26 protein-coding genes, 3 tRNA genes and 1 other annotated feature are annotated in these 19,199 nt (G+C 44.2%); of the genes, 22 read left to right on the forward strand and 7 right to left on the reverse strand.

The window, feature by feature from the left end; translation table 11 throughout:
• Nucleotides 1–72 precede the first annotated feature (72 nt).
• From ispF to NC238_02335, 11 genes are all read left to right on the forward strand, one after another.
• Entirely contained in the window at nucleotides 73–546 is a 474-nt protein-coding gene (gene ispF / locus NC238_02285; protein ID MCM1564785.1) for a 2-C-methyl-D-erythritol 2,4-cyclodiphosphate synthase, read from the forward strand.
• A gap of 106 nt (nucleotides 547–652) precedes the next feature.
• Nucleotides 653–2,110 (forward strand): glutamate--tRNA ligase, encoded by a 1,458-nt coding sequence (gene gltX, locus NC238_02290; protein MCM1564786.1) that lies wholly within the window; start codon nucleotides 653–655, stop codon nucleotides 2,108–2,110.
• Between the two features lie 19 nt (nucleotides 2,111–2,129).
• Nucleotides 2,130–3,593, forward strand: a complete 1,464-nt coding sequence (gene cysS / locus NC238_02295; GenBank protein MCM1564787.1) for a cysteine--tRNA ligase — start codon at nucleotides 2,130–2,132, stop codon at nucleotides 3,591–3,593.
• A gap of 17 nt (nucleotides 3,594–3,610) precedes the next feature.
• Nucleotides 3,611–4,144, forward strand: coding sequence for a hypothetical protein (locus tag NC238_02300; GenBank protein MCM1564788.1), 534 nt, complete (start codon nucleotides 3,611–3,613; stop codon nucleotides 4,142–4,144).
• Nucleotides 4,125–5,459 carry an FAD-dependent thymidylate synthase gene (locus tag NC238_02305; protein ID MCM1564789.1) on the forward strand — a complete coding sequence of 445 codons (1,335 nt, stop codon included), beginning with the start codon at nucleotides 4,125–4,127 and terminating at the stop codon, nucleotides 5,457–5,459. The genes NC238_02300 and NC238_02305 overlap by 20 nt, the downstream gene beginning before the upstream one ends.
• An 81-nt stretch (nucleotides 5,460–5,540) precedes the next feature.
• Nucleotides 5,541–6,029, forward strand: a complete 489-nt coding sequence (locus tag NC238_02310; protein MCM1564790.1) for a dihydrofolate reductase — start codon at nucleotides 5,541–5,543, stop codon at nucleotides 6,027–6,029.
• Nucleotides 6,030–6,096: 67 nt separating this feature from the next.
• Nucleotides 6,097–6,834, forward strand: coding sequence for a 23S rRNA (guanosine(2251)-2'-O)-methyltransferase RlmB (gene rlmB / locus NC238_02315; protein ID MCM1564791.1), 738 nt, complete (start codon nucleotides 6,097–6,099; stop codon nucleotides 6,832–6,834).
• Between the two features lie 125 nt (nucleotides 6,835–6,959).
• A complete protein-coding gene (sigH, locus tag NC238_02320; GenBank protein MCM1564792.1) occupies nucleotides 6,960–7,613 on the forward strand; it encodes an RNA polymerase sporulation sigma factor SigH in 654 nt (217 codons plus the stop codon).
• A 118-nt stretch (nucleotides 7,614–7,731) separates the two neighbouring features.
• Nucleotides 7,732–7,807: transfer RNA gene (locus tag NC238_02325), tRNA-Thr, on the forward strand.
• An 8-nt stretch (nucleotides 7,808–7,815) separates the two neighbouring features.
• Nucleotides 7,816–7,899 (forward strand) — tRNA-Tyr (locus NC238_02330).
• Between the two features lie 42 nt (nucleotides 7,900–7,941).
• Nucleotides 7,942–8,016 (forward strand) — tRNA-Met (locus NC238_02335).
• A gap of 124 nt (nucleotides 8,017–8,140) precedes the next feature.
• On the opposite strand, the gene NC238_02340 is transcribed toward NC238_02335, so the two are convergent.
• Nucleotides 8,141–8,563, reverse strand: coding sequence for a hypothetical protein (locus NC238_02340; protein ID MCM1564793.1), 423 nt, complete (start codon nucleotides 8,561–8,563; stop codon nucleotides 8,141–8,143).
• A gap of 733 nt (nucleotides 8,564–9,296) precedes the next feature.
• Nucleotides 9,297–9,653 (reverse strand): YmaF family protein, encoded by a 357-nt coding sequence (locus NC238_02345; protein ID MCM1564794.1) that lies wholly within the window; start codon nucleotides 9,651–9,653, stop codon nucleotides 9,297–9,299.
• Between the two features lie 250 nt (nucleotides 9,654–9,903).
• Between NC238_02345 and NC238_02350 the strand changes: the two genes are divergently transcribed.
• Together NC238_02350 and NC238_02355 are read left to right on the forward strand one after the other, a co-directional pair.
• Nucleotides 9,904–10,107: a hypothetical protein gene (locus NC238_02350; GenBank protein ID MCM1564795.1), complete on the forward strand. Its 204-nt coding sequence runs from the start codon at nucleotides 9,904–9,906 to the stop codon at nucleotides 10,105–10,107.
• 128 nt (nucleotides 10,108–10,235) lie between these two features.
• The gene (locus NC238_02355; GenBank protein MCM1564796.1) at nucleotides 10,236–10,394 is read left to right on the forward strand and encodes a BC1881 family protein; all 159 of its coding nucleotides are present in this window, start codon (nucleotides 10,236–10,238) and stop codon (nucleotides 10,392–10,394) included.
• Here NC238_02355 and NC238_02360 read toward each other — a convergent pair.
• Complete coding sequence (locus NC238_02360; protein ID MCM1564797.1) at nucleotides 10,391–10,600, reverse strand: KTSC domain-containing protein; 210 nt, start codon at nucleotides 10,598–10,600, stop codon at nucleotides 10,391–10,393. The genes NC238_02355 and NC238_02360 overlap by 4 nt on opposite strands.
• Before the next feature lie 90 nt (nucleotides 10,601–10,690).
• Between NC238_02360 and NC238_02365 the strand changes: the two genes are divergently transcribed.
• Both NC238_02365 and NC238_02370 read left to right on the forward strand, forming a co-directional pair.
• On the forward strand, nucleotides 10,691–11,122 hold the full coding sequence (locus NC238_02365; GenBank protein ID MCM1564798.1) for a hypothetical protein: 432 nt from the start codon (nucleotides 10,691–10,693) through the stop codon (nucleotides 11,120–11,122).
• 293 nt (nucleotides 11,123–11,415) lie between these two features.
• Nucleotides 11,416–11,640 carry a hypothetical protein gene (locus NC238_02370; protein ID MCM1564799.1) on the forward strand — a complete coding sequence of 75 codons (225 nt, stop codon included), beginning with the start codon at nucleotides 11,416–11,418 and terminating at the stop codon, nucleotides 11,638–11,640.
• 139 nt (nucleotides 11,641–11,779) lie between these two features.
• Here the strand turns inward: NC238_02370 and NC238_02375 are convergent, their stop codons facing one another.
• The 3 genes from NC238_02375 to NC238_02385 form a co-directional block, all read right to left on the reverse strand.
• Nucleotides 11,780–12,016, reverse strand: a complete 237-nt coding sequence (locus tag NC238_02375; GenBank protein MCM1564800.1) for a response regulator — start codon at nucleotides 12,014–12,016, stop codon at nucleotides 11,780–11,782.
• Nucleotides 12,017–12,197: 181 nt separating this feature from the next.
• On the reverse strand, nucleotides 12,198–12,425 hold the full coding sequence (gene tlp, locus NC238_02380) for a small acid-soluble spore protein Tlp (GenBank protein MCM1564801.1): 228 nt from the start codon (nucleotides 12,423–12,425) through the stop codon (nucleotides 12,198–12,200).
• An 88-nt stretch (nucleotides 12,426–12,513) separates the two neighbouring features.
• The gene (locus NC238_02385; protein MCM1564802.1) at nucleotides 12,514–13,794 is read right to left on the reverse strand and encodes a glycosyl hydrolase family 18 protein; all 1,281 of its coding nucleotides are present in this window, start codon (nucleotides 13,792–13,794) and stop codon (nucleotides 12,514–12,516) included.
• A gap of 132 nt (nucleotides 13,795–13,926) precedes the next feature.
• Between NC238_02385 and NC238_02390 the strand changes: the two genes are divergently transcribed.
• Nucleotides 13,927–15,012 (forward strand): aromatic acid exporter family protein, encoded by a 1,086-nt coding sequence (locus NC238_02390; protein MCM1564803.1) that lies wholly within the window; start codon nucleotides 13,927–13,929, stop codon nucleotides 15,010–15,012.
• Nucleotides 15,013–15,052: 40 nt separating this feature from the next.
• Here NC238_02390 and NC238_02395 read toward each other — a convergent pair whose 3' ends face one another.
• The gene (locus NC238_02395) at nucleotides 15,053–15,868 is read right to left on the reverse strand and encodes an amidohydrolase family protein (GenBank protein ID MCM1564804.1); all 816 of its coding nucleotides are present in this window, start codon (nucleotides 15,866–15,868) and stop codon (nucleotides 15,053–15,055) included.
• Between the two features lie 233 nt (nucleotides 15,869–16,101).
• Between NC238_02395 and rpmG the strand changes: the two genes are divergently transcribed.
• The 6 genes from rpmG to rplJ all read left to right on the forward strand — a co-directional run bounded on the left by rpmG (nucleotide 16,102) and on the right by rplJ (nucleotide 19,085).
• Entirely contained in the window at nucleotides 16,102–16,251 is a 150-nt protein-coding gene (rpmG, locus tag NC238_02400) for a 50S ribosomal protein L33 (GenBank protein MCM1564805.1), read from the forward strand.
• A 38-nt stretch (nucleotides 16,252–16,289) separates the two neighbouring features.
• Complete coding sequence (gene secE, locus NC238_02405) at nucleotides 16,290–16,541, forward strand: preprotein translocase subunit SecE (GenBank protein ID MCM1564806.1); 252 nt, start codon at nucleotides 16,290–16,292, stop codon at nucleotides 16,539–16,541.
• A 48-nt stretch (nucleotides 16,542–16,589) separates the two neighbouring features.
• A complete protein-coding gene (gene nusG, locus NC238_02410) occupies nucleotides 16,590–17,117 on the forward strand; it encodes a transcription termination/antitermination protein NusG (GenBank protein ID MCM1564807.1) in 528 nt (175 codons plus the stop codon).
• A gap of 30 nt (nucleotides 17,118–17,147) precedes the next feature.
• A complete protein-coding gene (gene rplK / locus NC238_02415) occupies nucleotides 17,148–17,570 on the forward strand; it encodes a 50S ribosomal protein L11 (GenBank protein ID MCM1564808.1) in 423 nt (140 codons plus the stop codon).
• 57 nt (nucleotides 17,571–17,627) lie between these two features.
• Entirely contained in the window at nucleotides 17,628–18,320 is a 693-nt protein-coding gene (gene rplA / locus NC238_02420) for a 50S ribosomal protein L1 (protein ID MCM1564809.1), read from the forward strand.
• A 41-nt stretch (nucleotides 18,321–18,361) separates the two neighbouring features.
• Nucleotides 18,362–18,506 (forward strand) — a sequence feature (ribosomal protein L10 leader region).
• 54 nt (nucleotides 18,507–18,560) lie between these two features.
• Nucleotides 18,561–19,085 (forward strand): 50S ribosomal protein L10, encoded by a 525-nt coding sequence (rplJ, locus tag NC238_02425; GenBank protein MCM1564810.1) that lies wholly within the window; start codon nucleotides 18,561–18,563, stop codon nucleotides 19,083–19,085.
• Nucleotides 19,086–19,199 lie beyond the last annotated feature (114 nt).

Raw genomic sequence — 19,199 nt, forward strand, 5'->3', positions numbered from 1 at the left:
ATCAAGGTGACCACGCCTGAAGATATGCTTTGGGCGGAGTCCATCCTGCACAGAAGAAGAGAGGTGCCTCAAATGAAGATGGGACTGGGCTACGATGTCCATGCACTGGTTGAGGGACGGACGTTGATTCTGGGCGGAGTAGAAATTCCCCATGACAAAGGACTTTTGGGGCATTCTGATGCGGATGTTCTGACGCATGCCGTAATGGATGCGATTCTCGGGGCTTGTGCGCTTGGTGATATTGGCAAACATTTTCCCGACAGCGATGCCCGGTACAAGGGCATTTCCAGTCTGGCATTGCTGGCTGAAGTTGTAAAGCTTGCGCAAGGCGAAGGCTACAGGCTTGGGAATCTGGATAGTATTATTGTTGCTCAAAAACCGAAAGTATTGCCTTATATTGCGCAGATGAGAAGGAATCTTGCTGAGATTCTGAACGCAAGTCCGGACTGTATATCGATCAAAGCAACGACGACGGAGTACCTGGGCTTCGAGGGCAGAGAAGAAGGAATCAGTTCCCAGGCAATCGTTTGTCTTTTGCCTGTATGACCTGATATAATATTAAACGCTATTATTTTTATTTTTTTATATCTTGTATTTTATTAATACTTGATGAAGACAAGCAGTACGAAGTAGAAATGAGGTTATGTCGATTATGACGGTGAAAGTAAGGTTTGCTCCAAGCCCGACCGGTCCCCTGCATATCGGAGGAGCAAGGTCAGCTCTTTTTAATTATTTGTTTACAGGAGGCAAAGGTGGGACCTTTGTCTTTAGGATAGAGGATACCGACCTGGAACGGTCGAGCCGGGAATCGGAACAGGATATCATGAAAGCGCTGCACTGGCTGGGGATCACCTGGGACGAGGGGATAGACGCCGGCGGAGATTCCGGCCCTTACAGGCAGACGGAAAGGCTCGATACATACCGTGAATACACGGATAAGCTTCTTCAGAGCGGACATGCTTACCTGTGCTACTGTTCGGAAGAAGAACTGGAACAGGAGCGTCAGGAGCTGAGTGCCCGTGGGGAGACCCCGCGCTATCTCGGAAAATGCCGGACGCTGACCGCAGAACAACGCCAGGCTTATGAAGCGGAAGGAAGGAAACCTGTTGTCCGCTTCCGAGTGCCGGAAGGCCAGGATATCGTGATCAATGACCTGGTCAGAGGGAAAGTCGTTTTTGAAAGTAATGGCATCGGGGATTATATCATTGTCAAATCAGATGGAATCCCAACATACAATTATGCCGTGGTCATCGACGATGTCCTGATGGGCATCACGCATGTCGTCAGAGGAGAAGAACATCTATCCAATACACCGCGTCAGGTCTTAATTTATGAGGCCATTGGAATGAAAGTACCGGATTTTGCCCATATCTCCTTGATTTTGAATACTGAAGGGCGGAAGATGAGCAAACGGGACGGGGATACTGCTGTCATGGATTATTTCCATAAAGGGTATTTGCCAGAGGCCGTCGTGAACTTTATCGCACTTTTAGGCTGGTCGCCTTCCGGTGAGCAGGAATTTTTTACGATCGAAGAACTCAAGAAAGAATTTTCATTGGAAAAAGTATCAAAGAGCCCGGCAGTTTTTGATTTGAATAAACTGAACTACATCAATGCGCACTACCTGAAACAGACTGCTTCGGCAGACCTTGCCCGGTTGGTGCTGCCGTTTTTGAGAGAAAAAGGACTTTTTCCGAATGAGCTTTCTTTGGCCGAACAGCAGTGGGTGACCGGCTTTATTGACGCCGTCAAGGAAAAAATCAACTGCTTAAGCGAGGTTAAGTCCTATATTCATTATTTTATTGGAACAGAAATTGATGTGCTGACGGAGGAAGCTGAAGCGATTATGAAGGCAGATACCGTACCGGCAGTGCTGAAGCTTTTTGCAGCCAAGGTCCGGGAAGCCGCGCTGCTCGACGCACCGGCAGCCAAGAGCATATTAAAAGAGATCACCAAAGAACTTAACCTGAAAGGCAAGGATGTATTTATGCCGGTTAGGATTGCGCTTACGGGGCAGATGCATGGCCCGGATCTCGACCGGATCATGGAACTGCTGGGTAAAGAAAATATTTACGGGCGATTGGAGAAAACGGCTGCTTACTCGAAGTAAGTACAAGGAGGAAATCGTGATGGCGATTAGACTATATAATACACTTACACGCCGCAAAGAAGCGTTTGTTCCGAGAGAACCGGGAAAGGCTTCAATGTACGCCTGCGGCCCTACGACGTATAATTATTTCCATTTGGGAAATGCCCGGATGCTGGTAGTATTCGATATGATCAGGCGCTACCTGATCCATAAAGGGTTTGACGTTACGTATATCCAGAATTTTACCGACGTCGATGATAAGATTATTAACCGGGCAGCTGAAGAAGACTGTGACCCGATAGCGCTGGCCGGCAAATATATTAATGAGTACTTTACGGATGCCAAGGCTTTGAATATTCTTCCTGCCGATATCCACCCGAAAGCCACGGAACATATCCCGGAGATGATTGACATTATCCGCAGGTTGGAGGAAAAGGGCTTAGCCTATAATATTGACGGGGATGTCTATTTTGCTGTCGACAAATTCCCTGGATACGGCAAGCTGTCCGGCCGGACGCTTGAAGATATGCAGGCCGGAGCACGTGTAGAGGTGGATGACAAGAAGCATAACCCAATGGATTTTGCGCTATGGAAAAAAGCCAAAGCGGGAGAACCTTTCTGGGAGAGCCCCTGGGGTAAAGGAAGGCCCGGCTGGCATATTGAATGTTCAGCGATGTCCTTGAAATACCTCGGGCCTGGGTTTGATATTCATGGGGGCGGAGGCGACCTGGTTTTTCCGCATCATGAGAATGAAATTGCGCAGTCCGAAGGCTGTCTGGAGGGCCAGCAGTTTGCGCGGTACTGGATGCATAATGCGTTTATTACTATTAATCAGGAGAAAATGTCCAAATCGCTGGGGAATTTCTTTCTGGTCAGAGATGTTACCGAAAAATTCCCGGGAGATGTTATCCGTTTTTATCTGCTCGGAACACACTACCGCAGTCCGCTGGATTTTGATGATGAGAAGCTGGTCATGGCCTCAAAAGGACTGGACCGCCTGAAAAACAGCGTGCGTCTGGCCAAAGAAGCCCTGGGCAAAGCACAGGGTAAAGAGGGCATGACGTTCGGTATCATTGCTGTGAACCGGAACCAGAAGGCGGATGATGAAATGGCTAAGGCCAGTCTGGAGGCCAGGAATGCTTTCGAACAGGCTATGGACGATGATTTTAATTCGGCCCAGGCTTATGCAGCCTTATTCGAGCTGGCCAAAGGAATCAATACGTACCTTGCCAAAGTTTCTATTAAGACTGAACCTTTGGCTGAAGCAGCACAGACTTTGATAGAGCTGGCTGGGATACTTGGATTTGATCTGGAAGCAGAGGCTGAAGTTTTACAGGAGGATTCCGGAAAACTGGCCCAGGTCATGGAGCTTGTGATGGAGATCAGGGCCAATGCCCGTAAGAACAAGGACTGGACGACTGCGGATCTCATCAGGGACAGGATTAAAGAAATTGGGATTGTGATTGAAGATACCCCTGAGGGTGCCCGCTGGTATTTGAAATAGTTAAGGGATGATAACATTTGCCTAAGCAAAACGAACCTGAACAGGATAACGGCATGCCGGATATTTGGTCGGTACAAATCAATAAACGGTGGCAGGATATTAATATCCTGCTGCTTGCCTATATAGGTGACGCCGTTTACGAATTATGGGTACGCAAGCATCTTCTGGAGCAGGACATTGCCAAGGTACAACTCATGCATAAGCGGGCTATTTTCTATGTACAGGCCAAAACGCAAGCAGGTATTCTGAGGCATCTCATGAACGAACTGGATGAAACGGAAACAGAGGTTGTTCTGAGGGGTCGGAATGCGAAGGGCCACTATCCACGTAGTGTTGATGTTGTCACCTACAGGCATTCTACAGCCTTCGAAGCGCTTATCGGCTACTGGCATATTACTGGCAAAAATACTCGGATGGGCGCGGTTCTAAACAACATAGACGGGATTCTTGAGACAATGGCGACAGAAAATAGCAAGAAAACAGAAAGAGGTACTTTACCCGAAGAAACCGGGAAACGGGGGGAGTCGAAACATGAAGATCACGAACTTTGAACATACCGGACTGGACCGAGTCGCAGCCTGGATTAAACGGAGTCATTTAAGCGGGATATCCGCCACGGAACTAAAGAAAGTTCTGAAAACGGCCAATATATTCTTTGTTGCCGAAGGTATCAACCGGGTTCAGAGCATGCTGCTCTGTGAGCTGAAAGCATCCTATGTCCAACAAAGTCAAAGATATGTGGCGCTTGATCAGGACGCGTTTGCTTTTCCTGACCTACCGCCTGAAGATTGCCACAGAGCCTTGGAGCTCGGGCAGCAAGCATTGGATCTGTATACCAGAATGTGTGCACTGAAGGAAGGCGGGTTTAAAGGGAGACCTAAGCCTGAGCATTACCTTTACGCGATTCCGATTGAAGATGCCCGCTATATACTGCCGCTCGCGGCAAAGACGAATCTATCCGTTTCGATGTCCGGGGACAAACTATGGGAGTTCTTTCTTTTATTCAATGACAGGAAATATGAAGGGATATTCGAGACCCTGAAAAATGAGCTGGAAGCCTTCCTTCCGGCTGAATTACGCGTGCTGTTCTCCGATGACTATGACAGTACGGCAGAATTAACAATCATTGAGGACTTCTATCGGACAGATTTGGCGAGAATTAATCCCGAAGATGACCTCATCTTATTATCCAGTTGTCAGGATTTGGACATTAAGGCTGGTCTGGGCGCTCTGACCAGCACCCAAAGCAGGGCGTCTTCCGAGGTTTTGCTGTCCTGGGGGGAGGAAGCTCCAGTTAAGGCGAAAGAAATTGTCCAGAGAGTGCTTGGTTACGGTCATGAAAGTATTGCCGAACAGGTCCGGACCACTTTTGGGATGATGTGTTCCTTGGTGACGTATCACCAGCAGGTCCGTCATCGTCTGCCGGAAATGTTCCGGGAAGACTTCAGTAACCTTTTCAGCGATACAGAAAGACCGGTAATCGTTCCGGACAGCATTCGCGATTCTCCGTTTTTGGAGGAGTTCTTAAATCTGACGGAAGCCTATCGGACATTTTCCAGGGAGATTTATCAAAAATTGGGGCTGGGCAAAGCTATGCCGTTTATCCTGAACTGCCAGCTTTTAAAAATGATTATGTCCACAAATGCGAGGATAGACAATCAGATGCTCTCGGAAAGGACCTGCCTAAACGCCCAGTGGGAAATCAGAAAGCTCGCTGTCAAGAAACTGAAGATCCTCAGAGAATTATCCGGTGTACTCTATGAAAAAGCACTGCCGCCCTGTCTGGTCAGCAAATGCCATGAAGGGAAGATGACCTGCGGCAAACAGCAGGAAGTAAGAGATCTGTTCTGTTTCAGGCAAAAGTAACGGCTGCGATTCACATGCAGCATTTTATTATCCACAGATGATTTGTTGCGTCGATCTGGAAATTTTTCAGGGGGCTAAGGAATGAAAGCAATCGTTTCGGTAGATCAAAACTGGGGTATTGGCTATAAAGGAGACCTGCTGCTGAGAATTCCGGAAGATATGAAGTTTTTTAAGCAGATGACCCTCGGCAAGGTTGCGGTCATGGGCAGAGGGACTTATGAATCATTGCCAGGGAAAGAACCTTTGAAGGACAGAACCAATATCGTCCTGAGTACAAACAGGGATTTTCAGGACGACAGAGTTATAATCTGCCATTCGCTGGAGGACCTGCTTCAGGAGCTGAAAAAATACCCTTCGGACGATATCTGTGTGATTGGCGGAGAATCACTTTTTCAGCTGCTCATGCCCTATCTGAATGAACTGTATGTGACAAAAATCAGGCACACATTCCCTGCGGATAAGCATCTTAGGAATGTCGATGAAGATGACAATTGGAGAGTTGAGTCCGAGGGTGAATTGCAAACTTATAATGACATTCAGTACAGTGTTGTAAAATATGTAAGAAAGTGAACGTCGTAATATACAAATTTTAGAGGTTAGTATGCTACGAGCAAACTTTCGAAAGGAGAAACCGGCTTTGGAAGAAAATATTGTGTGCGGGCGCAACGCTGTGACCGAACTGATCAAATCCGGGAATCCGGTAAATAAAGTGCTGGTCAAAAATGAAAAGGGGCAGGGAAGAAATTCGGACATCCTGCATCTGCTTAAAACGCGTGGCATACCGTACCAATTTGTGGAGAATACTGTCCTGGACAAATATACTGCCGGAGAAAAGCATCAGGGAGTGGTGGCATTTACTGCTGCCAAAGAATATGCAGAACCATCCGATATTATGGAGATAGCAAGGCAAAAAGGGGAAGATCCATTTATCCTTGTTCTGGATGAGATCGAGGATCCGCATAATCTAGGAGCTCTTCTTCGGACTGCCGATGCAGCGGGTGTTCATGGGGTGATCATTCCAAAAAGAAGAAGTGCCGCACTCACACCTGCTGTCGGCAGAACGTCGGCCGGAGCTGTGGAATATGTGCCTGTGGCCAGAGTAAGCAATCTTGTCCAGACACTGAAATATCTCAAAGAAGAGGGCTGCTGGGTATCCGGTGCGGAAGCCGGCGGCAAAGATATCTATCAGGCGGGACTGAAAGGGCCAAGGGTCATCGTCATTGGCGGAGAGGATAAGGGACTCGGTAGACTGATCCGGGAAACCTGTGATGAAATTATATCCTTACCAATGTGTGGCAGAATTTCATCTTTGAATGCCAGCGTAGCCGGATCCATCATCATGTATGAGGTACGGAGACAGAGAAATCAGACTTAATCTGCCATATCCCGCCAATCTTCATCTTGACGCTATTTGTGCATTTCAGGTATAATTGTTTTGTTATAAGCATATAATGGAGGCTTCAGCGTTACCTTCGTGAATCGGTTTCGGGAGGGATGGACTTGACTTACAGTATCCAGACAGAGATTCCAGAAGAATTCGAGGCTAATGAGTACATAGCAGATGAGGAACTAGTTGAGTTAGCAAAGATCGGTGACGCAGAAGCTCAGGAGTACTTGATCAATAAGTACAAGAATTTTGTCAGAGCAAAAGCCAGATCGTATTTCTTGATCGGTGCGGATAGGGAAGATATCATTCAAGAAGGCATGATTGGGCTGTATAAAGCAATTCGTGACTTTCGTGGGGACAAGCTCTCCTCTTTCAGAGCATTTGCCGAGTTATGCATAACTCGGCAGATTATTACAGCGATCAAGACGGCTACCAGACAAAAGCATATTCCGCTCAATTCGTACGTATCGCTGAACAAACCTATTTATGATGAGGATTCCGACAGGACGCTCTTGGATGTTATTTCTGGAAATAAGATCACGGATCCCGAGGAACTGATCATCAGCAGGGAAGAATTTGACGATATTGAAGAAAAGATGGGCGAAATTTTAAGTTCGCTCGAATGGGAAGTGCTGATGTCCTATCTTGAAGGCAAATCTTATCAGGAGATTGCCGTAGATCTCGACAGGCATGTCAAATCCATTGACAATGCACTGCAGCGGGTCAAGCGAAAGTTGGAAAGGTATCTGGAGCACAGAGGGGCCTAAAATTCCATACAATATGAATAAAATCAGACACTCTGTTTTGTAAATTCTTCCAGAAAAAAAATGACTTTTATTGTTGACAAGTGGCCGTAATCTTTGATACAATACGTTGGTGTCCAATGCCGATGTAGCTCAATTGGTAGAGCAGCTGATTTGTAATCAGCAGGTTGCGGGTTCGAGTCCCATCGTCGGCTCCAATTGAAATGGGTAGGTGGCCGAGTGGTTAAAGGCGGCAGACTGTAAATCTGTTCCGAAAGGTACGGTGGTTCGAATCCATCCCTGCCCACCATTCTATAATTGGAGATATCGAGCTGGAACGTTTATTTAACATCGCGGGGTGGAGCAGTGGTAGCTCGTCGGGCTCATAACCCGAAGGTCGTCGGTTCAAATCCGGCCCCCGCAACCAATGGTGCTTACATCGCTTATGGCATTGATTTCGATCTTGTCGTCAGCGATTTTTATATTTACGATATATTTTTTTAATAATTCCTTCGGATCATTTTGGATGCGATCGGCATCCTTTTTTAATTCTATAATAAGACATCTCTACTTACAGGTGGCAAGGGAATAATTTTTTTTAACTGCTGCTCTAATATTTTCTTTCTGGCTTCGTGTTCTGTTATTCTGTCTCGTACAGCGTCAGAATTAAGACCGCTTTCTAACAATTTCATAAGGTTGCTGATTTTAACATCCAAGTCAGTGATTTCTTTCTTAATTGATTCTGAAGAATTCTCAGAGTTATGGGATGAGCTGGTCTCAACGATCGCATCTGCCGCTTTTTCTATCATTTCCCCTGAAAAAATTGAACTCTTAAGAAGACTTACAACAAGAGGCTCTATATCATTGGCTGCAATATTTTTGCAGTCACGAGTCACAGGTATGGAGCCTTGTTTTATTTGCGCATTTATAAGATTTGTACTCGTATCCTTTCTTATTGATAGTGGTAACGCCAATAAAGGCTCCACCGCACTTATGACATTTTATCAGTCCGGATAAGAGATATTCACGTCTACCTTTGTTTACAGCATTATGCTTATTAGCTTCCATTCTTAATCTCACCTTCCCCCATGTTTCATCATTAATAAGATTAGGGATTATCCCCTCAAGAATAACTGCATTTGGATTATCTTTTCTTCCGGCCCATTTACCAAGAAATTTATGGGTCTTTTTATTCCACGAATACAAGACCTGGAAGTGGACGAAGTAATCATTCAGGCGATTAAGAGAAGCCGAATTCGAACCGGGGTGATGATCAGGCAGATAGAGACTTGCTTAGAAATATTAAGAATTGGGCAAATAGAAAAGCAACAGCCAGAAAAATATGAGGTTATTTATTGTTTGTATATGGATAAGGCCAAGAAGGAGTATTGAATGGGGAGAGTCAATTAGGACAATAGCGCTAGAAATACCCTGCGGGGAAGGCACGGTACGGCGCTGGAAAAATGAGATGATTAGTGAACTTAGTATTTTATTGTTTGGCGTAGACGGCTTAAAACCTAGATATTTAGCGGATATTTAGAGTGTTTTACCCATGATCAAAGCGTGATCAAAACATGGATTTTACATGGCATATCAGCGGTGGTAAAATTGTATCGTAAAGTGGTGTGAGCAAAAATAAACATAAAAAGGACCGCCCAGAATGGACGGTCTTAACCCCATTTATAAGTGACTAGATTTTAGTATTTTTTAAGTCAACGGAGTTAAGGGACTCTCAATTAGGGTTGCCAATTGAAACGGATGAAAGTGACCATCATTTACTGTTGTATTACCTTGGACAAAGTGCACATGTTTACCATTCCCAACGTTTATTGGTGGTCCTGTAATTACTCTTATTTCGTGGTGATGATTATCAAAAAAGTCTGTATTTGTAGATATTGCATGTCTATGACCACCTATCGATGGGATAACCCCGCCAGAAACTCCAGCAACCCGGTGATTGTGTCGATCTTCGCCCGCCTCTGCTAATTTCGTACTACCTTCAAATTCATGAACATGGGTTCGTCTCAATAGAACATTTCCAACTCTATTAAATAATAACCCCAATTCTATCATTCCTCTCAATTTTGATTCAAGCGGAGGCTTATACTTGGAATCCCTCCGTTTCATAAGATAGGGGTTAAAAATGAAGGTTCAATATAATTTATGACAAGTTGTCCAAATCGGCCACAAGAAAGATTTAAATCGTAAGTAGGCTTTTTTACAACAAGAACAGCCCGAGATGGACGGTCTTTACTTATGTGCAGGAAAATACTTCCTTTTGTCGAAGATAAGAGCAAAAGGAGGTGAAAAAAGCGTGCTGAATGAAAAAGATTATATGGAAATGGCGGCAACAATCTTTGCCGGGATGATGCAAAATAATGGAGTCGAAGTAATGTTAGAGCAAGACTCTGCTGGAGAAGTCCATGTTTTATTTAAAACAAAGAATTTTAGCGGAGCAACAAATGCCGCGACAATAATGTCGTCAATCGTTAAGGGACTAAAAAATACAGATGTCTAATATTGAGCCTTCTAGCTCTTTTCCCATATTCTCCAAAACAAACGAAGACCGCCCGAAATGGACGGTCTTTTGCTATGGAATAAAATAATTGTTTCTACGGATATTATTTAAAAAAGGCGGTGTAAGTGATGAAAAATATTAGTACATTGGATTTGACAAATGAACTGATGGGCAGAAATGGAGTCGAGAGCATTTCTGTTGAGGTATACGAAGAAGTTCGAATAATAAGTAATAAGACTGAAAAAATTGTTCAAGGGCCCGCTATTATCCTGATTAACCAGGATTAAAGCTTTCGATAACGGTAGTGATTTTTTATATGTGCTGCATGATATTCCCCGTGTGATGGGGCGTTCATAAGGCCTCTATAAATACTTTCAGGGACATTGAAATAAGCGTATGACCCGCTGCTGCGAAACCTAATGTACAATGTTTGAGTCGATGGTTCATATGCAACAGCAGATAAGTTGGACGAAACAACCGGTATCCAATTCATAACATATCCCTCCTTTTATGGAAAGTTTCTACATCTAACAGGGAAAACCTTCCTTTTTGTCGAATAGATTATCAAAAGGAGGGGGTATACTTGGATTTTAGCGATTTTAAAATGCCAAAAATTGAGTTACAGAAGCTTGAAATCCCTCGACTAGAGCTAAATACAAATCTAATGAATACAATAAATGACTCAATGAGAGAACGTGAAGAAGCAATTACAAGAGAAAAACAAGAAGAAAGGGAACATCGTGAAGCTGTGCTTGCTGCACTTCAAGGCATTGAAAAAAATACATCTGGTATTTCCGAGTTAATTTTACTAGTATCAAAAAATGATGAGAAGCAAGATGAAATATTTGATTTATTAGTTGAAGTATTATCGATTGCCAAAGCCAAGGATAAGGAAGAAGCTGAATCAATATATCGAAAAGTTATGAAAAAGATAGGTGACTTTTCAGGTGACATAGAGACCATACAAAAACTTTTTGGTTGGGCGGGGATAATCTTTTCAATGGTTGGAAGTTAGTTTTAATCAAGAGCCTTATTCAAAACACTCTCCGATAACTCCGATCATCGTACCAAACTTCATCTACTGTGATCTTAAAGAATTCATATCAAATTATCGGTTGCATACGAGGAAGGAAGGCTCGGTCTAACTGCGTCCGGCTGGCGCCAGCCGGAAGGCGAAATCGTCTCTCTCATTTTCTCTACACAGTCAATTTGATAGGAGAACTTGAATATCGTGTCACAAATTATAAAAAACCGGTCTTTCATTCTATCTATTGGTATGCTAGTATATAAAACAGGGAGCTGGTAAAAATGGACAAACTCGATCAGATATTAGACAAGCTCAATTTGATGGAAAAAGCCTTACGTGCCGAAAACAAGACACTAAGTGACCAGGTCGGCACCTTAAGTGACAAAGTTGAAAAGATTGCGGAAAAGCAAGACATGACCTGGCAGGCCGTCCAGGAACTGAGGGAAGAACTAACCAACAACAGCTTAAAAATTAAAATCATAGACAATAAGGTAAAGGCTTTATAAGCCTTTTTTCTTTCCGAAATTCCAGTAGATAAAATTTATAAGACAAGTTGGAAAGTGCAAGGATTTTATTCAGGATTTATCAATTAATCCCCCGGTATTTGTTATGCCAGGAGTCGGTTTATTTATTGCCAGGAGAGAATCAAGCGGGATTGGGGTCTTTTACAAAAAGGGCACGGCTGCACTCAAATCCGTCCATATCCGGCATAACAATATCCATAGTTACGATATCGGGTTTGCACCTGTCATATGTTTCGATTAAGCTGTCGTAGGAATCGGCTTCGCCGACAACTTCCAAGCCGCTGTCGCGAAGTATTTCCACAATGAGTGTTCTTGAAAACAGAGAGTCGTCAACGACCATTACTTTTATTGCACTCACTTTTTCGGATTACCCCCATTCAATGCCAGTGCCAAGGTACTAGTCAATATGTACTCTAAATTATAGTAAGTAATTTTGGGGATAGCTATTATTGATATGGGGTTATCAATAAATAGAACAAATTTAACAGGTCTAATTTAAAAACAAAGCCAGGCTGTTGCCTGGCTGCTATTTTTTGGATCTATTCATACTCTCTTTTTTTATCCAGGGCTTCATCCCGGATTTCCGCCCTCATTCCGTTTAGCGCATCACGCCTCCGTTCATTCTTTCCTTTCAAATCTTTCTTACTTTTAGGATCATCAGTTTTCGCAATCATTTCATCAGCAAGCTCCATATTTTGGATCGTGTGATTAATATTTTTTTGGATTCTGTCGACATTATCTCTGCGGTCATCCGGATTGTGTTTCATTAATACTGTTCCTCCTTTAGTCTGCACTTGAAAAGAATTTGTTTCAGTATATTGTTTGAGGAGTGAACAAGTCTTATACCATAAAATTTTAAAGCAGTTTTTTTATACTGTATAAAGACCTCAAAACAAGCCAGTTCTGAGGAAAATATCTTCCAATTGTCCAATAGCTTATGCCCCCGACCCGAAATTCTTTGGCCAGGGTCAGTTTGGCATAGATGCTTCGGGCATCTTCAAACCATACTTCGTGCTTTTTGCCGGCATCGTCGTAGTAGGTGAAATACGGAGACTGCGCTGTTGAATCATACTGGATTGCTGTCTTTTCAGTTCTGGCCAGATCTACCGCCCCGCTGTTGGAGACTGTTCTGGCGGCAGTACCGGAAACGTATGGAAGGGTCCAGTCATAGCCATAATTGGGGATACCCATAAAGATTTTTTGTCTCGGAATAGCCGACACCGCATAGGTCAATACTTTGCGCACTTCATTTACAGGAGCGACTGCTTTGGGTGGGCTGTAGGTGTAACCCCATTCATAGGTCATTAGGATGACGTGGTTGGCCAGAGCCCCGTGAACAGGATAGTCATGGGCTTCATATAGCAGACCTTTTTGATCGGCAGTCAGCTTAGGAGCGAGAGCTGTCGTCACAGGATAGCCTAAAGGGCGGAGCGTATTAACGATCCTTCGGAGAAAGTTGTTATAGTTTTCCCGGTCGGATGGATAGATATATTCAAAATCAATATCGAGGCCGTAATAGTTTTTTTCTCTCAGCGTTCTGATAACCTGACTAATTAAAGTATTCTGAGCAGTCTGATTTGTCAGGATGGATCTGGCCAGCGTACTGTTGAAGCTTCCACCTTGCTGGATATTCGTAATGACCATTAGTGGAGCTGTCCGGGCTTCTCTCGCTGCCTGAATCAGCGGTTCATCCGGAATCGTATTCAGGGTGCCATCCGCGTTGACCTGATAACTGAAGATACTAAGATATGTAAGATGGCGAAGACTTTTTCGGAGAATGTCTCTGTTAATATTCGGAAAGGCATACCCGTTCACTTCTATCGTTCCATAGCTGGCAGCCGCTGCCGGAATGGCAATAGTCTGACCGGCATAGATACGGCTCGGATCTGTTATCCGAGGATTGGTGGCGAGTAAAGCATTCACAGTTACTCCGTGTTTTTGGGCAATCAGATAAAGAGACTCACCGGCGGCAACCGTATGTGTTCCGCTACTTTCCAAAATGACCAGCGTCTGCCCGATAACTAGCTGGTTTGGATTGGTCAGTTCATTATCTGCAATCATTTTCTGGGGTGAGACCCCGTATTTGCGAGCAATCGAATAGATGCTCTGTCCTGAGCTCACAACATGAATTTTCAAGAAACACACTTCCTTTTTCATACTGTATGCTTCAGAGAAAAAAGAAGTGTTTGGAGTGCGGGTTTATTATTCGGGATGGGTTGTGTTATCATAAGACAATAAACATAAAGATAAACCTTAAGGAGCTGTGGAATGAATATCGGAGCCAGGACGTTAAAGACAGGTCTCGCTGTGGCGGTCAGTGTTTATATCTGTATCCTTTTGGATATTGAGCCATCTTTGTTTGCTGCGACATCGGCAGTGGTCTGTATGCAGCAATCTCTCGGCAGAAGTTTTCGAAATGCGCTGGAAGAAATTATAGTAAACATCATTGCAATTATTGTGGCTGTGGCGATCGGACTGGCCATACCGCTGCAGTTTCTGAGTATGGCACTTGCAACGATTATCCTGATTATTATTTTCACCAAAGTGATCAAAGTGCCGAATCAGATCGTTCTTGCAGTGATCTCGGCCATTTTTATCCTGGCTTCACCGCAGGAGCAGTTTTTGTCCCACGCGGTCTCACGGTCACTGGCTATCCTGATTGGTATGGTGACTGCAAATGTGATCAATTTGACGATCGCACCTCCGCGTTACCAAAAAGTGCTTGAGGATAAATTGATTGAACTAAATAATTTTGCTGTCCGGATGTTTGTCGATGCAGTGAACCGGTATCTGTACCTGAATCTGGCTTCGGAAGAAGAAATGCATAAAAATAAAGCGGAATTCAACAGCTTGTTTCAAGAAGCTGAGAATTTGTATGATTTATACCGCAAAGAGTGGAACGTCTTGTGGTTCGGTAAAAACAAGAAAGACCCCAAGGCCCGTAAACCATTATATAAGGAATATTTAAATTACAGCCGGGGCCTCTGGCAAAGATCACAGGACTTGCTTTTTCTTGCCGCAGAACGAAAAACCCGCCGGGAGGAAGCCAATGATCCGGCGGTTAGTCCTGAATTTGAACATGTTTTTGAAATGCTGCACAATGTGATGTTCAGTGCGACAAGCTACAATCTGCAGCTTCAGAAAAAAGTCAAGGGGGAAGAGGCAGCTCAGTTTCCCGAATTGCGTGTCTGGAGCAAACTGCACGCTATTCTGAATGAATGGCAGGAGAATACACCCTCGACAAGCTTTTACTATCATGCGCTGATTGAATTGTCTGTTGTCACCTACAGCATTCGCTGGTTTGCGAAGGAATCCTCCCGGCTGCTGAATCTGGAGACGGAAATGAGTGTCTGAAGAAGACTAGATGCAGCTTGATTTCATAGTATTGTAGGGTTTACGGCTGCAGGCCAAACAGTTTTCTGCCGTTTTCCCAGAGGATTTTCTGGTTTTCCTCTTTCGTCAGGCCAAGTGATAGGAAACGCTCAAGTTCGGCTTCGGGTGACCACATTGGGTAATCCGTGCCAAACAGTACTTTATCAATGCCATGGGAGCGAATAATATCAACAGCTGTTTCTTTTTCTATTAACATCAGAGAGCTGGACGTGTCGATGTAGACATTTCGCTCAAACAGGCTGTGGTCAAAATCATCCCACAGACTCCAGCCGCCCAGATGGGCTGCAATGACCACCAAATCGGGAAACATTTTCAGAATGTGGGCAAGTCTGTGCGGATTGGAGTAATCCGTGCGCGTATCTCCGACATGAAAAAGGATAGGCAATTTGCCTTCTGCTGCCTCGTATATAGGAAATAAAGATGGATCGTCAATGTTATATTCCTGAAAATCCGGGTGAAGCTTTAAACCTTTTAAACCGAGTGAAAGTACCCGCTCGATTTCCAGTTGAGGATTAGGAAATTCAGGATGCATGGTGCCGAAGCCGACGAACCGCGAATCGGTGCAAACACTGGCAATGAAATCGTTGATTGACTCGACTTGTTCTGTTCTCGTAGCGGTCGAGGAAATCAAAAAGCGGTTGATCCCGACGCCTGCGCCGGAAGCGATCAGATCGGAGGCGGTTCCTTTTCCAGGCTCCATATCTTGAATAAGTTCGTCGTAGAAGGACAAGATGGAATCGACTGCCCTGGGAGCTACTTTCTGCGGAAAAATATGGGCATGGGCATCAAAAATGTTTGGATAATCTGGATTGGACATAAGACAGACCTCTAATTCTTTTTTTATTTTCTAAGCACAGTTATGATATAATGAATAAATATCGACAATAATACAATCCTAATTCGTTCTGCCTATTTTGGCAAGAGAATTTCACAGTTTATTTGCGGCATACAAAGGAATCTTCCTTGACAAAGACTTTATTATTGTGTTAAATTATTCTGTGCGACTTGTAAAATATGCAGTTTAATGCCATTGCCGGGGGGGTGTTCCAAATGCGTGTTGCAATCACATTGGCTTGTACTGAGTGCAAAAACAGAAATTATCAGTCCAATAAGAATAAGAAAAATGACCCAGATCGTATAGAGATCAAAAAATATTGCAGAACTTGCAAAGCTCATACTGTTCATAAGGAAACAAAATAGTACGAACCGGAAGAATATTCCGTTAAGGATGTGAAGATATGGCAGTGGCAAAGAAAGCAGATACCACAGGTGCAAAAGGCGGCTTTCTTAATAGGTTTAAGAACCCCGGAAAACGGTTTGCTTTTTTTCGTGAGGTTGGGCTTGAGCTGAAGAAAGTACATTGGCCGACTCGTCAGACGTTGCTGACGTATACCGGTGTCGTGCTTGTTTCTGTGGCAATTGTTGCTTTGTTGATTTGGATTGTAGACAGTGGTCTGACGTACGCAATGACCAACCTGCTTGGTATTTAACAATTCATTTGACAATTGGATGAATCTTTCTTAGGAGGCTTTCGGTTAATGACGAAGAACTGGTATGTTATTCACACTTATTCCGGATATGAGAACAAGGTGAAAACAAATCTGGAAAAACGCGTGGAATCCATGAATATGGAGGATAAAATTTTTCGCGTTTTAGTTCCTATGGAAGACGAGATCGAAATAAAGAACGGCAAGAAAAAAATCTCCAAACGCAAGGTGTTTCCAGGTTACGTTCTAGTGGAGATGGACATGACTGACGACTCTTGGTATGTGGTCCGCAATACACCTGGGGTGACCGGGTTTGTAGGAAGCGGCAGCAAACCGATTCCGCTTCTGGATCATGAGGTCGCTGTTATTTTACGCCAAATGGGACTCGAGAAAATCCGCACCAAGATTGACGTTGTTGTCGGGCAGTCTGTCCGGGTCATTTCCGGTCCGTTCAAAGACTTTATTGGTGTTGTGAAAGAAGTCCTCGAAGAAAAGCAAAAAGTCAGAGTCTCGGTTTCCATGTTTGGGAGAGAGACGCCGGTCGAACTTGAGTTTGGGCAAGTGGAAAAGCTTGACTAAATAGATATTCCACAGCAAGGAGGTGTAATTATGGCAAAGAAAGTTATTGGGCTGGTAAAATTGGCAATCACCGCAGGTAAGGCAAATCCGGCACCTCCGGTTGGTCCTGCTTTGGGTCAGCACGGTGTTAATATCATGGGCTTCTGCAAAGAATACAATGAAAGAACGAAGGATCAGGCTGGACTGATCATTCCTGCAGAGATTACGATTTATGAAGACCGTTCCTTTACTTTTGTTCTGAAGACTCCGCCGGCATCCGTATTGCTTAAGAAGGCAGCCAACATTCCGTCTGGTTCCGCTGTTCCGAACAAGCAAAAGGTTGCGAAAGTGACCAAAGATCAGGTTAGGGAAATTGCTGAACAAAAGATGAAAGACTTAAATGCAGCAAGCATTGAAGCTGCAATGCGTATGGTCGAAGGTACTGCACGCAGTATGGGAATCGATATTGTTTGATTCCGTTGAACAATGTGGGAGGGTTTGGCCCGAAGACCACAAGGAGGTTAAAGAAAGATGCCAAAAAGAGGTAAGAAATACCTTGATGCTTTAAAAGCATTTGATAATCAGGCTGTGTTTGAGCCGGCCGAAGCAATTGGTGTTGTAAAAACCAATGCCAAAGCAAAATTTGATGAGACAGTTGAAGTTGCTTTCAAATTGGGAATCGATACCCGCCATGCTGATCAGCAAATCCGCGGAGCGGTTGTTCTTCCACATGGAACAGGCAAAACTTTAAGTGTACTTGTTTTTGCCAAGGGAGACAAAGCCAAAGAAGCCGAAGCTGCCGGCGCTGATTTTGTCGGAGCTGAAGAAATGGTTGAGAAAATCCAACAGGGCTGGTTTGGTTTTGACGTTGCTGTAGCGACACCGGATATGATGGGTACTGTCGGTAAGCTGGGTAAGCTTTTGGGACCTAAGGGCCTCATGCCGAACCCGAAGACCGGAACTGTATCGTTCGATGTCGAAAGAGCAGTTAAAGAAATTAAAGCCGGTAAAGTGGAATACAGGGCTGATAAAGCCGGTATTATTCATGTACCGATCGGCAAGGTTTCTTTTGATCAGGATAAGCTGATGGACAACTACAAAACCATTGCCGAAGTTGTCACAAAAGCAAAACCTGCAGCTGCCAAAGGACAGTATGTCCGTAGCGTAACGGTATCTTCCACCATGGGACCAGGAGTGAAAATCAATCCTTTGAAAATTGTCTAAAGACTTTTTAAGGGCTGAGATATACCGACTAGACTGAAAAAAATTAATAACATTTTCCGCTGTAGAAAGCAGGCGCTTTATTAAGCTTAATATCCTGCCGAGGTGGAGACAAGGTCGTCTTTTGAAGACATGAAAGACATTAATAATCTTGCCTCTGCGCCCAGCAGAGGCTTGTTTATTGACAGCAATGGATGGCAACGAAACGCATACGACAGTATGCGTTCGGAAGGAGGTGTGTGTATGCCAAATTTTGAAGAGAAGCAAAAAGTTGTTGAAGATATCAAACAGAAGTTTGAAGGTGCAAACGGAGTGATTCTGGCAGACTACAGAGGTCTGACGGTATCGCAGGTGACCAATTTGAGAGTAGAACTGCGCCAGGCCGGTATTGAATACCGCGTATTGAAAAATACAATGGTTCGCCGGGCTGCAGATGAAATCGGGATTACCGGTTTGGATGAATTTCTGGAAGGTCCTACTGCTTTAGCCTTTTCTGCAGATCCTGTTGCTCCTGCGAAGATTCTCAGTGAATTCAGCAAGAAAAACAAGAGCCTGACCATTAAGGCGGGGGTTCTTGACGGCAAGGTCATTAACGCTGAAAAAGTAAAAGATCTCGCAAATCTTCCGTCCAGAGAAGTTCTTCTTTCCCAAGTACTTGCTGGAATGCAAGGCCCGCTTCAAGGAATGGTCAATGTTCTGCAAGGGCCTATCCGCAAATTTGGTTATGCTTTGGAAGAAGTTCGTAAACTTAAAGAAGCCCAGGCATAGTCGAGGCACGGGATTCGATGCCCGAGGCCCGATGCATGCGCAGACTCTGGGACTATCCAACATCTGACACGAAGGTTTGGACGGTACCGGATGTTAACAGATCTAATGACTAGT

It is taken from the genome of Dehalobacter sp., from assembly GCA_023667845.1.
Lineage (GTDB): Bacteria > Bacillota > Desulfitobacteriia > Desulfitobacteriales > Syntrophobotulaceae > Dehalobacter.

Bases quoted from the DNA above. Each gene is read 5' to 3' on its own strand.
- ispF (MCM1564785.1), top strand. From the start codon at position 73: ATGAAGATGGGACTGGGCTACGATGTCCATGCACTGGTTGAGGGACGG.
- gltX (MCM1564786.1), top strand. From the start codon at position 653: ATGACGGTGAAAGTAAGGTTTGCTCCAAGCCCGACCGGTCCCCTGCAT.
- cysS (MCM1564787.1), top strand. From the start codon at position 2,130: ATGGCGATTAGACTATATAATACACTTACACGCCGCAAAGAAGCGTTT.
- NC238_02305 (MCM1564789.1), top strand. From the start codon at position 4,125: ATGAAGATCACGAACTTTGAACATACCGGACTGGACCGAGTCGCAGCC.
- NC238_02310 (MCM1564790.1), top strand. From the start codon at position 5,541: ATGAAAGCAATCGTTTCGGTAGATCAAAACTGGGGTATTGGCTATAAA.
- NC238_02355 (MCM1564796.1), top strand. From the start codon at position 10,236: ATGAAAAATATTAGTACATTGGATTTGACAAATGAACTGATGGGCAGA.
- NC238_02360 (MCM1564797.1), bottom strand. From the start codon at position 10,600: ATGAATTGGATACCGGTTGTTTCGTCCAACTTATCTGCTGTTGCATAT.
- NC238_02370 (MCM1564799.1), top strand. From the start codon at position 11,416: ATGGACAAACTCGATCAGATATTAGACAAGCTCAATTTGATGGAAAAA.
- tlp (MCM1564801.1), bottom strand. From the start codon at position 12,425: ATGAAACACAATCCGGATGACCGCAGAGATAATGTCGACAGAATCCAA.
- NC238_02390 (MCM1564803.1), top strand. From the start codon at position 13,927: ATGAATATCGGAGCCAGGACGTTAAAGACAGGTCTCGCTGTGGCGGTC.
- NC238_02395 (MCM1564804.1), bottom strand. From the start codon at position 15,868: ATGTCCAATCCAGATTATCCAAACATTTTTGATGCCCATGCCCATATT.
- rpmG (MCM1564805.1), top strand. From the start codon at position 16,102: ATGCGTGTTGCAATCACATTGGCTTGTACTGAGTGCAAAAACAGAAAT.
- secE (MCM1564806.1), top strand. From the start codon at position 16,290: ATGGCAGTGGCAAAGAAAGCAGATACCACAGGTGCAAAAGGCGGCTTT.
- nusG (MCM1564807.1), top strand. From the start codon at position 16,590: ATGACGAAGAACTGGTATGTTATTCACACTTATTCCGGATATGAGAAC.
- rplK (MCM1564808.1), top strand. From the start codon at position 17,148: ATGGCAAAGAAAGTTATTGGGCTGGTAAAATTGGCAATCACCGCAGGT.
- rplA (MCM1564809.1), top strand. From the start codon at position 17,628: ATGCCAAAAAGAGGTAAGAAATACCTTGATGCTTTAAAAGCATTTGAT.
- rplJ (MCM1564810.1), top strand. From the start codon at position 18,561: ATGCCAAATTTTGAAGAGAAGCAAAAAGTTGTTGAAGATATCAAACAG.